Genomic DNA, 14,457 nt, shown 5'->3' on the forward strand with positions numbered 1-14,457 from the left:
AGGTATGTTAGAGCTCCGAGCAGACAAAGACACTTGTAAAACCTGTAAAACAAGGGATTGCTATAAAGGCAATGACAAAGCGCCCGGCTGTCCTATGTTTGAATTTCCGATGGCTATGAAACGAGCTCTAGTCATCGACCAAAATTCACTGGTGGGAATGCGGGGGGTTAGGCGAATTGAATCATGAGGACAGCTTTTGATGCAACTTCCGCAGAGATTACAGTTGGCGTTGTTTTATGCGTGAGTAAAGCACTATCCGTTTCTATGCCGTATTTGGTTGTCATCCTGCTCTTCGGCATCCTGAACTTTCTCACCTTTACAGTAAGAATGGGAATGCGCATGTAGGCCAGGGAAGCAAAGGGACGGTTCTCCTGCTTCCCCAGATAAGGCTAGAAAAATTTCAGGTTTAAGGTTTAAGACTTAAGCGTACTCGTATTCACGAGTGCGCTCGTTCTAACAAACGTGGTTTTTAACCGACAGTGCCATTTGAATAAGAAGCATAACAATAATGATATTATGAGGGGGATATTACGTGCCTAGCAACCAAAATAACCAAAAAACCAAAGCCGTTGTAATTACGATTTTGTTAGCCATGAGTTTAGTTGGGGCAGGAACTTATGGCTATTTCTCCGGAACTCCTTCTTCAAGTCCTTCATCGACTCCTTCCTCATCTGGCAACAATGATTATAATAGTTTGAAAAACCGAGTAAATGCACTAACCCAACAGGTCAGATCAAACCCAAATGAGATTTCACTACAACAGGATTTAGGGAATGCCTATTATGATTTAGGTACAGCCGCACGAACAGCAGCACCGAATGAAGCGAAAGAGGATTTCATCCAAGCAACCAAATACTATCAAAATGTTCTTAACACTAAACAGGATATCAATGTTTTAACAGATATGGCCACAGCTGCCTTTTACAGTGGGCAAAATGATTTGGCCGAAAAAAGCTATAAAGAGGCCTTGACCGAGAGACCTGATTTTACTCAAGCATTGTTTAACTATGGAGTTTTCCTATCGGAAATCAAAAAAGACTACGCAACCGCAATTCAGATGTGGCAGACTGCTCTGAACAAGGACCCGAATGGGCCAAATGCTGATCAACTAAAACAGCTTATTGCCAAAGCTAATGAAGTGAAAGCTTCAAAGTAAGAGAACTCGTTCGGCTTAAAAAATACATCTTTGCTCGTTATCTACCTTGATGACTTATATTGATCGTCAAGGTATACTAAGGATATTGGATCTGGCTATCGTTTCAGTATTTATCTAACCAAAATGCCGTTAATGGCAAGATATTTGCAGTTTCATAAGGAAGGGGTAGTCCATACATGAAAATTTTGCTCGTTGATGATGAAAAGAAGATTACTACTGTGCTGAAGGCCTACCTTCAACAAGAAGGATTTCAGGTCAGTACAGCCATTAACGGCCTTATCGCTCTAACCATGTTTAAGGAGAACCCCTTCGACTTACTCATCTTAGATTTGATGCTTCCTGGTATGTCTGGAACGGAGATTTGCCAAGAAATCCGGAAAATATCCTCCGTCCCCATCATTATGCTCACAGCTAAAGTCGAAGAAGAAGACCGCATCCGAGGATTGAGTATCGGTGCGGATGATTACATTACGAAACCCTTCAGTCCTCGTGAGGTTGTCGCCCGTGTTCGGGCAGTTCTACGACGAGCCAATAACGAAACCGCACCCCTGGCAGACGTGATCTCGTATGACAACGGACTTACCATTGACAATATCCAACATGAAATTCGGCTCCACGATCAAGAGGTCTCTTTAACCCCTACCGAGTTTAAGATCCTCGGAGCTTTAGCCAAACACCCCGGTCGAGTGTACTCACGCGGGCAGTTGGTTGAAATCGTTCAAGGGCATGACTTTGACGGGGATGACCGCGTGATTGACGCGCATATTAAGAAGATCCGCCAAAAAATTGAAACCACTCCTAGCGACCCTCAGATTATTTTGACCGTATATGGAATCGGGTATAAGTTTAATCCAAGTACGGGGGAATAAAATGCGCAAAAAACTATTTCTCTCTACGCTGATCATCTCGCTTATTACTTTAACGTTCAGTATGCTTGCCGTAAATCTTGTCTTTCATCAACAATTCAGTGATTACCTAACCAAGACGAACGAAACGACCATAGAACAATTGCCCGCTCGTTTAAGTGCCCTCTATCAAAGCAAGGGGACGTGGGATCCAACGTCTCTGGATGAAATTAGCCATACCCTCCCGATCGGTACGGTCGTCACGTTGACAGATCCGAACGGTAAACTTATCACCACGTTAAGTAATATGATGGACGACATGATGCATTCTCAAGGCGGAATGGGGATGAGCATGAGCATGTCCTCGTCTTCCAGCACGAGTTGGAAAACAAAAACCCTCACGGTGTCAGGACCTCTCGGTACTTTAGCCACCGCAGTCGTCCGCTACCCGGCGAGCGCACCAATTCTCAATCCCCCAGATGTCCTTTTCCTGTCCTCAGTCAATCGATCTCTCCTCTTCGCCGGAGGGTTGGCGCTTCTATTCGGGATTATCCTCAGTTACTTCACAAGTCGCCGTCTCGTAGCGCCGCTGAAGCGTTTAACTCAAGCCGCTGAGCGTATTGGACAAGGACACCTTGATGAACGCGTTGGGATTCAAACCAAAGACGAGATAGGGCAATTAGCCAGTGCTTTTAATGCAATGGTGGACAATCTAAATCGCCACGAAATCCTTCGCAAACAATTCACCGCCGATATCGCCCACGAACTCCGCACACCCTTAACCTCGATCAAAAGCTATATCGAAGCCTTCCAGGACAATGTTCTACCAGCTGATCAAGAGAATCTTTCCTCTATACATGAAGAAATCGACCGCTTGGTTGACCTATCCAGCGACCTAAAAGACTTAAATGTCGCGGAAATTGGTGCCTTAACGCTAGCCCTCGAACCTGTGGACTTAAAGCATCTTATGCGAAAAGTGATCCGTAGCCTCCAGCCACTCATGCAAGAAAAACAATTGGCTCTGAATTGGAACGCTCCGCCAGAACTCGTGACTACGACTGGGGACGGACGCCTTCTAACAAGGCTCTTTTACAACCTCGTTCACAATGCCTATCGCTACTCAAATAACAGCGGGCAAATCACCCTCTCGCTTTCACAAACATTGGATTTTGTCGAAATCAGAATCAAAAACACAGGCATCGGTATCCCCGAAGAGGATCTCCCTTTTATCTTCGAGCGTTTTTACAGGGCCGACAAATCCCGCACCCGTGAGACTGGTGGAACGGGAATTGGTCTGGCCTTGGTTCAGCAAATCACAACCCTTCATCAAGGTACCATCACCGTACAGAGCAAGGTCGGTCAAGAGACGGAGTTTATTGTCCAGCTTCCTAAAGAAATAAAAGTGGTTGAGGATTAAATCCTCAGCCACTTTTCACAAGAACATCTACGATCAGGGTCCTTAACTTACATGAACTTTCAACGCATCAATAAACTGCATGTTGTACAGAAATACTAAAACACCCCCCTCCTAACGCTTAATTCAGGGCAGACAGAACGAAAGCAAAGGCTCCGCCCATATCGAGCAGCATCTTTAAACTAGGGTGGAGAGTCACGGTTTCTTAATGGAACGTACCCCGACATTAACAAAAGAATCATAGCCACCCACCAGAAGGCTGCCCAGTTATACTGCTGCGCCACGGTTCCTTTGGTATCCAAGGCAGTGGGGTACTTAAAAATTAGAGAATGGGGGAGCCGCATGAATATTATCTCTAGGAATACCAACGTTTCTAATCGTCCCAAATGGCTTCGTTACGGAATTATAGTACTTGGGATTCATCTTTTGGGTCTAGTCTTATTGATTCCCGAAGTTCGGGAGTATCCTCAATTGTTAGGATTTAGTTTTCTAGCTTATACCCTCGGCTTGCGTCATGCCTTTGATGCCGATCATATTGCTGCTATCGACAACACAGTACGTAAACTAATACAGCAGAAAGATGACCCCACAGGGATAGGATTTTTCTTTTCTCTCGGCCATTCTTCAGTTGTCTTTATCATGGCAATCATAACTGCGGTTTCCATGCATTGGGCACAACAGAATATTCCACAATTGCAAGCGATCGGAGGGCTTATTGGTACAGCCGTTTCTGGAGGGTTTCTGATTCTCATAGGGTTAATGAACCTTTATATTTGGTTTGACCTTTATCGATTCTTCATAGAGATGCGCAAAGGAGTACATGATGAAGAAAACCTTGATCAACTTTTATTGAATCGGGGTCTTATCTCTCGTTTCTTTAAACCACTGTATCAATTTATTAACAAAAGCTGGCATGTTTACCCACTCGGCTTTCTTTTCGGCTTAGGTTTTGACACGGCATCTGAGGTAGCACTTTTAGCCATATCCGCAAATTCTGCGACACAAGCAGTACCTATTAGTGGTATCTTATCTTTACCGATCTTGTTTGCCGCTGGCATGAGTTTACTGGATACTGCGGATGGAGTCTTTATGACCACTGCCTATCATTGGGCCTTTTCCACTCCGTTACGCAAAATTTATTATAATCTATCCGTCACTGGTCTTTCAGTGATCGCTGCTTTATGTATTGGTTTGATAGAATTAACTCAGATCGTTGCTTCTAAGCTTGGATTAAGTGGCGGAGTTTTTGGATGGATAAGAAATCTAAACTTTGGCGGAATTGGATATTTACTCGTAGGTCTTTTTATAGTTTCGTGGTTACTTTCCCTCTTCCTCTGGAAGATATTACGGCTTGAGGATGGAATCTAGACTACACCCAGTCGCCCATTATATTAGGAATAGCATCACGTATAGGCATTAAAGAATTGACGGCGAAAAGGTTGAAAATAACGATAAAGTTCTTGCATCTCCTCTAATGTGAAGATACAAGAACTTAAGAGACCGTTCAGTGAAGGATTAACTTACGCAGCAATCGAAATCTCGATGAGTTTTTTAGTTGAAATAACCATCAACTGTTGAAAAGCGATTCCCGGAATTGACGGAAAGCAACAAACTCCAGAGCTATGTGGATCAAATTCTTATATAAGTTTCCTACGAATTTTGTAAATATTCTCGGAAAAACTAAACTTACCTACCCATCTTTCCCGTGGATCCCATCATTGTGATACCACTTGATTTTTGGCCTGATTGTTGAGTGGCGCTCGAAGCATTCGCCTGATTAGGTCTGTTTGTTCCACTCATTCCTTGCCGGTTTTGTGAATTACTCATTGGTCCATTCATAGGAGTACTCATAGGCATCGTTTGCATTTGAGTATTTACGGGCATATTCTGGATCTGATGATTCATGGATACATTGGAACTCTTCATTGGAGTGTTGATATCTGTTTGAATAGATGATGTTTGATCGGGCTGAGAAGGCTGTGTTTGAGCCGTCTGAGAAGTAGCTCCCTGCACAGCTCTCATACTAGAGACATTGTTGTGGGTCACATAAGCCGATGAGTTGGGAGCCTGAGACGGTGTGTCTGTAGTATTGCTCCCCATTGTTGATGCGTTCACGATCCCTGCCAATCCAACTACTAAAGCCATTGATAATGTCGCCATTAATATTCTCTTCTTCATAATACAATCCAATCCTTTCATAATGAGCTTACTTAATTTGAAATCCATTGCAATACCCGTTTTGATTTTCTGTGTGGCTCTCACCTCCTGCAGTCATCAAAGTATTCGTACACCCTTTTGATTATCGAGGGGTAGGTTTAGAAATTATCTTAAAATCTTTTCTTCAAGGGTACCCCCTTAAATTCCAAATCTTTATGCGAAACTATCTAATAGGTGGAGGGGTTGAAGTGCAAGAATTATCGATTCAGCAAACTTTACAACTAGCCAAAGATGGAAATGAACTTGTTAGAGAAGAATTCATTGAAAATCACAAACCGTTTATCCTAAAAATCAGCTCTAATCTATGTAAGCACTATCTCACCTGGGGGCATGACGACGAACTAAGCATCGCCTTAGTCGCTTTTAATGAAGCGATTGATAAGTATGAGCCTAGCGAAGGTGCCTCGTTCTACGGTTTTGCCAAAACAGTCATGACAAGACGATTAATCGATTTCTTTCGCAAAGAGTCAAAACATCAATTACTCTCGCTTACCTCATCGGAGTCTGACAACGACACTCTTTACGATTATGATTCAGAAGCGTCTTTGGAAATGTATAAAGAGGAAGAACAAAACTATGATTTTGCCGAGACGGTTAAAAGCTATGTTCTTGTACTGGCCGAATATGGAATAACCTTAGAAGATTTAGTCCAAGTTTCCCCCAAACACCGAGACAGCAAAGCAACTCTCTATAGAGTAGCCCATGAGCTTTATACTCAACCCGATTTATTACAATACCTAACTAAGAATAAGTGCTTGCCTCTCAAAGAGTTGGAATTCCTTACTGGAATAAAGCGCAAGGTTCTAGAAAGAGGAAGAAAATATCTGATTGCCACGGTATTAATCCTATCCGCTCCAGAATTCAAGTCTTTAAAAAGTTTCACACAGATAGACTCGATAACTCAGAGAGAGGGGTTAGCGTAATGAATAAGGTGAAAGGCATTGTCATGAAGACCTCGAGAAAGATCACCATCCTTTACACTGAAGGTGGTGACTATTTGGAAATTAAAACACCGAAGTCCACTCCCGTTCTCGGACAAGTTATTGAAGTGGATCTGCCTGCGCATAAACCTTTAAATCAAAGATTCCTACAATTGGGTTCTATTGCTGCAATCCTGTTTCTCGCTTTGGGTCTTGGCGTATTTAACATTCTCTCAGGCGCAAATACCGCTGTGGCAGCCGTCGTGGTGGATATTAACAGTAGTAAAGAACTATTCGTTAACCGTGATGCCAAAGTTCTCAAGGTGATCGATTTAACTCAAGGGACCCAAACTTCACCATCTGACCTTCAACTTCAAGGAAAAGATATCTATACAGCTGTTGACGTGATGATTGATCAAGCGAATACTCAGGGAATATTGAACCAAAGCAAAAATTTAGTCATGACAAGCATAATACCCATGGACAACCGTCAGGTAGTCGTTGATCAGTCGAAGCTCCGTGACTCTATCGGGCGCCATATGCTTGAAAAAAACATTTCTGCCGACCTGATCGTTAGTAAAACAGATGAAACTACTCAAAAAACAGCTCGAAGCCTAGGTATGAGTGTAAACCATTATCAGGTATATAAGCGTTTACTGGATAAGGGCTTAGTTGTGAATTCTAACGGTTCTAGTTCCAACGACACTCTCCATATGTTGGCCGAGGCAAATACTACTTTAAACTCTCTTTTCCCGCAAGAAAGTATGACTATAACTCCTCAAAACGGAATACACCAAGATGTGCCCAACTCGATGGGAGCTCCGATGACAGGCGAAAGTATGCCCTCCACTAATTCCCACCAATCAGGTTCAAGCCAAAGATCCCCAAATATGACGAACACCTTACCCTCTTCCAGTACCACAATGCCTGACAACCATCAAAAGAGCAGTGCTCCCTCAGTCCCAATGCCCATGCAAGATAACTCAGGCAGCTCAAGTAGCTCTGGAAAACATGATATGATGCGTTAAATGTCAAAAACAAGGAGGCGTAATGAAACTTGAGTTTCGCTACGCCCCCTTTTATCCTTAAGCAAGTCGCCATTTTCCAAAGCACTAATGTCCAGTCTTCTCCCAATTATAAGCCATGACTCCACCCTATAGATTATCGTCTCCAATACCCACGAGCAAACACTAATTATTGTCCACAGCATCCAAACATTTTTACATCGCTCCTTTTTATAACTTAGATATGATCTTTAGGTCTTTGCCTTAACTAAGGCAGTGCCAAATGCCATCTAAGATCCAGCAATTCTAAATTAGAAATTCATCATGTTACTACCTGTCTTGACTGTCCCGCTCCCGTTCATCATCGAGCTTCCAGAATTGGTATTCCCACTTCCGTTGGTCATCGAGTTCCCTCCAGAATTACTCATGAATTGGTTCATCTTATCAAGGTTATCTTGTCCAATTTCGGCCTTAACATTTGGGTCTGAATTCATGAGATCTTGCATCACCTTAACATCCCCAGTTTGCATGGCCTTCTGCATCCCTGCTGAATTATGGAGATTTTGCATGGCCGTCGAATTCATTAAAGTTTGATGTTGACCTGGTGAAAAGGTTTGTTGCATGAAGCCTTGCATTTGACCCACCCATCCGCTGCCTTGTTGCTGAGTCGTTCCAGCTAAAGCTGGTAAAGCCATAAGTCCTACTGCTAACGTTGCGGTTCCTACGATTGCCGTGATTTTTTTACTAAATTTTTTCATTTATATTCCCCCTAATTTAATATCTTCATTCTACAGCTTTGCTTCATTTGATTTGCTGATCTTCCATGTCCTTAGTGTAACTCTTGGATACGATCATCTCATGAAAAAGTTGTGAATTTCTCATGAAGAAGGGACCCCGATTAAAAATCAGAGTCCCTCTTTTTTAAAATTTGCGTCAGGGGAGCATTGTTCCTTAGGATTTATTTTGCACTTAGGGCTTCCTTTACCAAGGGTTGCAGGGCTGGATCTTTTAGCATGGCGGCAAAGGTCGTTTTCATTTTAGGATCGGACATGATCTGTACCATAGGTTTATACATAGAGGGATTAGACATAATACTCACCATGTTATCATGATTTTGGCTACTCCCCATTATTCCCATCATATTCTTTTGTACCTCGCTATTTTTCATCACATCTACCATCACAGGCATCATTTGTGAAGACCCCATTATTTTTACCATGGACTGGCGAGTATCCGGTGAACTTAAAACATTCATCATTTCCGTGGTATTGCCCGTCATATATTGGGTCGCGCTGCTGGTATTCATCATACCCTGATTTTGACTGCCGCAACCGGCTAGACTTAACATGACAATAGAAATTAGAGCTACAAACATTATCACTTTTATTTTCTTATTCACAACCATCATCTCCTACTCTCTTAAATCACTTTAAATAATTCCCTTTTCAAATGAATTAGACAAGTTCAAACCATTGGGGCAAGGGCTCTCATTGATTACAATCCACGAAATGAGCGGCTACCAGAGGACAAGGAATGCAAAGGATGTCCTGCAAGGCTAAAAATTAAGAAATTGACTCAATAACTTAATATATTCCCAATAAGCAGACACCTCCTATACTAGTAATTGTTATATCTCTTAACTCCAACAACCCGACCCGATAAAGAAACCTCGTTTGTTCTTTAGGAATATACACCGTTTCCCAACTATTTTTGTAAAACAAAATGCTAGCAGGATATGGTACAATTTTTACCACTTTGTTTAGCTTTTAAAAGCGCTTTGTCTGAAGCAACGATAACGTCATGAATATATCGCCCATCGTCTGGATAACTTGAAACGCCCAAGGAAACAGTTATCTGGGGATATGCCTGATTATCAAGTCGACTTATTTCCGACCTTATTTTTTCGGCCATTCTTAACGCGTTCTTTTTATCGCAGTCCATTAAAATTAGAGTTATTTCCTCCCCACCATATCTATAAGCTCGGTCGGTCGCGCGGACACAGGCTTTAATGGTCTCACCTACCTTCTTGAGTACATTATCCCCAACATCATGGCCAAAGTGATTGTTGAAATCCCTGAAATTGTCAATATCGAGAAATATAAGGGAACATATCCCACTATTGTCAATATTTTTAATATCCTGGTCAAAAGCCCTTCGGTTTAGAAGTCCCGTTAGCTTATCCGTCATTAGGCTAACCTTCAATTGTTGGTTTAACCTTTTTATTTTCTCAAGCCTTTTATAAAAAAATACAGTCAAAATAAAATTCGTTAACCCAAACAAAGCTCCCAGTATAATGCAATGCAAAACAAGGTTATAGAATAAAGGCATAGCCATGAAATACAAGAGTACTACTGAATAAAGTATCCCGGTAAATACCATAGCTATTAACAACCATAATTTACTCATACAGCAAAAAACTCCCTCTTCTTAAGTGATCGCCAAAAGTTTCTCTTCACATTCTAAAAAAGCTTCTACCACATCCGGATCAAAATGTTGGTTTTTATCCGCTACGATTCTATTCATCGCTTCTAGATGGGAAAGACCTTCTTTATAAGATCTCTTAGATCGAATTGCGTCATATGCATCGCAGAGGGCGAAAATCCTTGCTTCCAAAGGAATCTCCTCACCCACAAGTCCATCGGGGTATCCTTTCCCGTTAAATTTCTCGTGATGATACGCGCATATATTCATCCCCATTTCAAGAAAAGACTCCGTTAAATGGTATTTTTCGATCGTCTCTCTGAGTACATTTTGACCAGTGCGTACATGTGTCTTCATTTCATCATACTCTGCATCTGTCAATTTACCGTCTTTCAATAAAATAGCATCAGGTATTGCTACTTTACCAATATCGTGCAATGTGGCCGCGTAATAAAGATTGTCTAAAAAGTCACGAGTAATAACCTTTTTATACCTTTTATGCGTGCTTAATTGCTGGGCTAAGATCACGGCATAATCTCTTGATCTTTCTAAATGCTTCCCTGTCTCTGGATCACGCCCCTCAGCCAGGGTGGCAAGTGAAAAGACAATAGCCTTTTGTGTGTTAATCGTCTTTTTCAAGACTGAAAAATTTGTAAGGATGCTGAACACGACTAAGCTGAGAAATATCAGAAACAAGGCTCCGAACAGATAAATTAGTTTGCCTAAGGTTACTTTCAATAAAGGAAATTGATGATATTCGGCAATGATAAACGGTTGATCAGCGAAGATCTTGACCCTGGCATAATGGATCATTTCCAGTTCAGTAACTGGGTACCAACCAGAATTACCCGTTAAGGCATAACCAAGGTTTTTGATATTGAACGTTCCAACGTTCTGATCGAAGAAAATATCTGTATCATCATCCGTTTGAATAAACAATTGATTGTTGGGGAGAATCTCAAAAACGTTGATTAAATCAAGATCGATGAACAAGACTCCTTTTTTCACAGCTCTGTCATCGAATAAAGGCAAGGCTAGTGTCATTAATACCCGCTTCGTTGTGTTAGTCCCTTCTTTTTCTGTCGCGAAATAAATTGGAGAAAGCGCTATCTGCCCTTTCTCCAATGCAACAGCTTTTTCGAAAAGTTTCCTATGTATCTCACGATTACTTAAGCCATTAGGCCAAGAAAGTGCCCTTTTCGCTACGCTTTCTACCTTTAACATCTCTGCACCAGACAGATTTGTGACCGTCATCTGGTACGATTGTTTACCCTCCAAAAACCCCGTGAGCACTTGCACTACTCCACTTCTTTTTAATGGATCAAAATCTTTGGCAAAGTATGATTTTAGATCTGGTAACGCTAAGATAAAGTCTAAGTCCCGCTGAAGATCAGAAAAATAATTGCTTATATTCGTTTTCCCTGAAGTAACTTCAGCCATGGTTTTTTGACTTCTCCATTGCGCTTCCTCTTCATAGACCTGTCTCGTCCCTAAATATAAAGATATACCAAAAACTACCAACAAAAGGAGGATGACTAAGAGATATACCAGGTTCTGGCGGATTAACTTTCTTATTAAGAATGAATCTCCTCCTGGCTGAGTAGGGAAACGCTTCATTAGTTTGTTATCCTTTCCCCTTGATTTGATATTACCAATGGTTACCATTGACATAACCCTATTATAACAGTAATTCAGCCGAAGTTGTGAAAAACATATGAATTTGTCAGAAAAAAGTTGCGATTCAAGCCTCAGTCGAAGGGCGAGTTGACGAGGCTAGAGTACATATGTATGATGTTGCCGGGACCAAACTTCAGTTGGCTGAGGATATTATTCAAAAGTTAGTGGACTTCAGAACAGGTGCCTCTTCAGCGACTGAAATTGCGACAGATGCTGAACTTCAAGTCAAGGTAATGACAGAAAACCACCAACGCATGAACTATGTGATTGATCAATTGAACCAAACAGGACAGCATGCCGAACAAGGTAACACCTTTGATGATACTACACAACTGTGAATATCCTATAAAGGCGGAACCCGATCCCTTCACATGAACGAGTTAATTGCCCAACCTGTGCAACGGGAGATTCTACCTGGACTCTACAATAATATGTCCAAATCTGGAGGCGGGATGATGACAACGGTTCTCTATAAACAATAAAAACCAACGGATTCTCCAATACTGAAGAGCGAATAGTGCAAGCTTAATAATGAAAAGGACAGTGTCTCTTGAGGAGCCCCTGTCCTTTTCTTGTTTCCGATGGCAATCTTTCATTTACTTTACATCAATAGTGTTTAGTATCGGTCCTTGCCAGTTTTCAAACCACACTTGGCCCGTATATCCATTAACGTCAAGTTCTGCGTAATCCTTACCGTCTTTTTGAACCATGAATTCGTAGTACCCAGGAGCTAGTTCCGGTTTTCCGATTGAATATCCTTGGCCCATTTTGCTGACAAACTCTTGCGCGCTCTTCGTGGCTTGTTCTTCACTGACCGTGACAGCCCCAGTGTTGCCCCAATTCATAGGTCCGTATTTGGTGTTCCACATAATATTCGGACCCATCTCAGCGATGATCTGTCCGCCATTCTTATAAATCATGACCTCATAGGCTTTAGCCCCCGTCTTCCCCTCTTTGAGCTCTACTTCATACCCATTGGAAAATTCATGAAGTTCGGCTACAACAACATCCTGGTTCAGTTTTTGAATATAAGCTTTAGCAATAGCTACGGCTTGATCCGATGTGGCGACTTCACTGTTGGTGAGGTTAACACCCAAGCTTTGGGCATTATAACCCCCACCCATCATACCATAGCCTCGCCCGTTTCCATTACCACCGAAGCCCCCCATCATACCGTAGCCTCCGCCGTTTCCATTACCACCGAAGCCACCCATCATACCGTAGCCTCCACCGTTTCCATTACCACCGAAGCCACCCATCATACCGTAGCCTCCACCGTTTCCATTACCACCGAAGCCACCCATCATACCGTAGCCTCCACCGTTTCCATTAGCATCTGGAGTAGTTACGACATTCGAATTATTGTTAGTAGAGGACGGTGTTGTGTTTATTGATTGACTTGTCGTAGGAGAACTAGTATTAACCGTGTTTATTCCATAGGTATCAGCGACAGTTCCTTGATATTGAGTTGTAGCAACGGTCGGTACTAAACCGAGTGTTTGTCCGACTGATTGGGCGACAACAGACCCAGAGTTCAGAGCGAATGCCGTGCCCGAAAGCGCCATCACGCTTGCTATTGAGAGCCCTACAATCCATTTTGTCTTATTCATCATATTTCCTCCTTTAAGTTAACCTTAGAATAGTTTCATTGCAACCCTGTCTTCATGTCTCAAAGTATAGCGAATCAATTCGATTATGCTGTGAATGAGTTGTGAATTTCTCATGAATTGATTCAATTATGCAATAAGAAACGCAATTGTTTTATGGTGTAGCTAGGATCAGTTTAAGGATCTTTGGTTTTTGATCTATAACGTCATTGATATGCAACCCCGCAGCTTTGACATTTTCTACAGTCCGACGATTAATGTGTGGCCCCATCATTTTCACCGTCAAAGGGTCTATCAAATCCATCAGTGTCCCCAACATTTTATGATCACTTCGAACATGTTCTAAAAGAATGATCTTTCCTCCTGATTTGCATACCCTTCTAATTTCCTGCAGACCTTTAATCGGATCCGGTACAGAGCAAAACACACACGTTGCGACGACCGTATCAAAACAATTGTCCTCAAATCTTAAATACTGAGCATCCATCTCCTTAAGCTCGACTTGCGCTTTCGTATCTCTAGCACGTAGCTTTGCCTTTTTCAACATTCCTGGGCTTATGTCAATGCCCGTGATTTCACATTCTGTAGGATAAAACTCAAGATTCTTGCCGGTTCCAACTCCCACTTCTAATACTTTTCCTGTCACATCACCTAGTAACTCGCGGCGTATGTCTGAGTTTATCATGCGATCCATCCAGTCATAGAATAGCGATGTCCGATTATAGCGTTTGCGTGTCAATATCGTTTCTTGATCCACTGATAAATCCCCTTTCATCGAAACTCAAAACCCACCTTGTTTAAGAATTAGCATGAATTAAAGGAGCAATAGAACATGTCTACCGCTTCCAGTTATACCTAAGCTTAATAAGATTGCTCGTTTACCAAATATTTGAGTTTAAGAACTGCGATGTTTCCGCGACATCAAAGAATCCCCTACCGTCAATCAATTAACATGGGCTTCAATTCCATATAGATCCAAATTAGTAGGAGAAAGTGAAGAATGGTTTTTAAACATCTTCAGCATACAAGTCATTACAACGTGATCACCCTCTACCAAAACAAGTTCCTGATCTATTAGGTTTTGGGCAAGATATTTCTGAGCGTCGGAAAAAATTTTGCGAGCATCGATTATGCTTTTATATCTTCCTACAATGCCGTTTGAGTTCTTTCCCTTCAAGATGAGCATAAATAATCGT

General features: G+C 41.9%; 17 protein-coding genes. 9 read left to right on the forward strand and 8 right to left on the reverse strand.

Annotated features, from left to right (window positions below; translation table 11 throughout):
* The 6 genes from DSOL_RS29770 to DSOL_RS18430 form a co-directional block, all read left to right on the forward strand.
* A partial coding sequence (locus tag DSOL_RS29770; RefSeq protein ID WP_345788404.1) for a hypothetical protein occupies positions 1–187 on the forward strand: 187 nt, incomplete at its 5' end.
* On the forward strand, positions 184–345 hold the full coding sequence (locus DSOL_RS28090) for a hypothetical protein (protein WP_170871556.1): 162 nt from the start codon (positions 184–186) through the stop codon (positions 343–345). The genes DSOL_RS29770 and DSOL_RS28090, both read left to right, overlap by 4 nt.
* A 187-nt stretch (positions 346–532) precedes the next feature.
* Positions 533–1,156: a tetratricopeptide repeat protein gene (locus DSOL_RS18415; protein WP_235838887.1), complete on the forward strand. Its 624-nt coding sequence runs from the start codon at positions 533–535 to the stop codon at positions 1,154–1,156.
* Positions 1,157–1,332: 176 nt separating this feature from the next.
* The gene (locus DSOL_RS18420) at positions 1,333–2,025 is read left to right on the forward strand and encodes a response regulator transcription factor (protein ID WP_075366279.1); all 693 of its coding nucleotides are present in this window, start codon (positions 1,333–1,335) and stop codon (positions 2,023–2,025) included.
* A 1-nt stretch (position 2,026) separates the two neighbouring features.
* Entirely contained in the window at positions 2,027–3,418 is a 1,392-nt protein-coding gene (locus DSOL_RS18425; RefSeq protein WP_075366280.1) for a sensor histidine kinase, read from the forward strand.
* 339 nt (positions 3,419–3,757) lie between these two features.
* Positions 3,758–4,783, forward strand: a complete 1,026-nt coding sequence (locus tag DSOL_RS18430) for a HoxN/HupN/NixA family nickel/cobalt transporter (protein WP_075366281.1) — start codon at positions 3,758–3,760, stop codon at positions 4,781–4,783.
* A gap of 318 nt (positions 4,784–5,101) precedes the next feature.
* Here the strand turns inward: DSOL_RS18430 and DSOL_RS18435 are convergent, their stop codons facing one another.
* The gene (locus DSOL_RS18435; protein ID WP_235838888.1) at positions 5,102–5,575 is read right to left on the reverse strand and encodes a hypothetical protein; all 474 of its coding nucleotides are present in this window, start codon (positions 5,573–5,575) and stop codon (positions 5,102–5,104) included.
* 245 nt (positions 5,576–5,820) lie between these two features.
* Here DSOL_RS18435 and sigI point away from each other — a divergent pair, with 245 nt between their 5' ends.
* A complete protein-coding gene (gene sigI / locus DSOL_RS18440) occupies positions 5,821–6,555 on the forward strand; it encodes an RNA polymerase sigma-I factor (protein ID WP_075366282.1) in 735 nt (244 codons plus the stop codon).
* The gene (locus DSOL_RS18445) at positions 6,555–7,580 is read left to right on the forward strand and encodes an anti-sigma factor domain-containing protein (RefSeq protein ID WP_075366283.1); all 1,026 of its coding nucleotides are present in this window, start codon (positions 6,555–6,557) and stop codon (positions 7,578–7,580) included. The genes sigI and DSOL_RS18445 overlap by 1 nt, the downstream gene beginning before the upstream one ends.
* A 287-nt stretch (positions 7,581–7,867) precedes the next feature.
* Here the strand turns inward: DSOL_RS18445 and DSOL_RS18450 are convergent, their stop codons facing one another.
* The 4 genes from DSOL_RS18450 to DSOL_RS18465 all read right to left on the reverse strand — a co-directional run bounded on the left by DSOL_RS18450 (position 7,868) and on the right by DSOL_RS18465 (position 11,594).
* Positions 7,868–8,314, reverse strand: a complete 447-nt coding sequence (locus DSOL_RS18450) for a hypothetical protein (protein WP_075366284.1) — start codon at positions 8,312–8,314, stop codon at positions 7,868–7,870.
* 200 nt (positions 8,315–8,514) lie between these two features.
* A complete protein-coding gene (locus DSOL_RS18455) occupies positions 8,515–8,955 on the reverse strand; it encodes a hypothetical protein (protein WP_075366318.1) in 441 nt (146 codons plus the stop codon).
* A gap of 326 nt (positions 8,956–9,281) precedes the next feature.
* Complete coding sequence (locus DSOL_RS18460) at positions 9,282–9,962, reverse strand: GGDEF domain-containing protein (protein WP_075366285.1); 681 nt, start codon at positions 9,960–9,962, stop codon at positions 9,282–9,284.
* A gap of 21 nt (positions 9,963–9,983) precedes the next feature.
* Complete coding sequence (locus DSOL_RS18465; RefSeq protein ID WP_075366319.1) at positions 9,984–11,594, reverse strand: HD domain-containing phosphohydrolase; 1,611 nt, start codon at positions 11,592–11,594, stop codon at positions 9,984–9,986.
* A 167-nt stretch (positions 11,595–11,761) separates the two neighbouring features.
* On the opposite strand from DSOL_RS18465, the gene DSOL_RS18470 reads away from it, so the two are divergent.
* On the forward strand, positions 11,762–11,992 hold the full coding sequence (locus DSOL_RS18470) for a hypothetical protein (RefSeq protein ID WP_075366286.1): 231 nt from the start codon (positions 11,762–11,764) through the stop codon (positions 11,990–11,992).
* Between the two features lie 258 nt (positions 11,993–12,250).
* On the opposite strand, the gene DSOL_RS18475 is transcribed toward DSOL_RS18470, so the two are convergent.
* The 3 genes from DSOL_RS18475 to DSOL_RS18485 all read right to left on the reverse strand — a co-directional run bounded on the left by DSOL_RS18475 (position 12,251) and on the right by DSOL_RS18485 (position 14,447).
* Positions 12,251–13,267: a peptidase gene (locus tag DSOL_RS18475; protein ID WP_235838889.1), complete on the reverse strand. Its 1,017-nt coding sequence runs from the start codon at positions 13,265–13,267 to the stop codon at positions 12,251–12,253.
* 148 nt (positions 13,268–13,415) lie between these two features.
* A complete protein-coding gene (locus DSOL_RS18480) occupies positions 13,416–14,018 on the reverse strand; it encodes a class I SAM-dependent methyltransferase (RefSeq protein WP_075366320.1) in 603 nt (200 codons plus the stop codon).
* A 186-nt stretch (positions 14,019–14,204) separates the two neighbouring features.
* Positions 14,205–14,447: a hypothetical protein gene (locus DSOL_RS18485; protein WP_075366288.1), complete on the reverse strand. Its 243-nt coding sequence runs from the start codon at positions 14,445–14,447 to the stop codon at positions 14,205–14,207.
* Positions 14,448–14,457: the final 10 nt, after the last annotated feature.

This window comes from Desulfosporosinus metallidurans (genome assembly GCF_001936615.1).
GTDB classification, from domain to species: Bacteria; Bacillota; Desulfitobacteriia; order Desulfitobacteriales; family Desulfitobacteriaceae; genus Desulfosporosinus; species Desulfosporosinus metallidurans.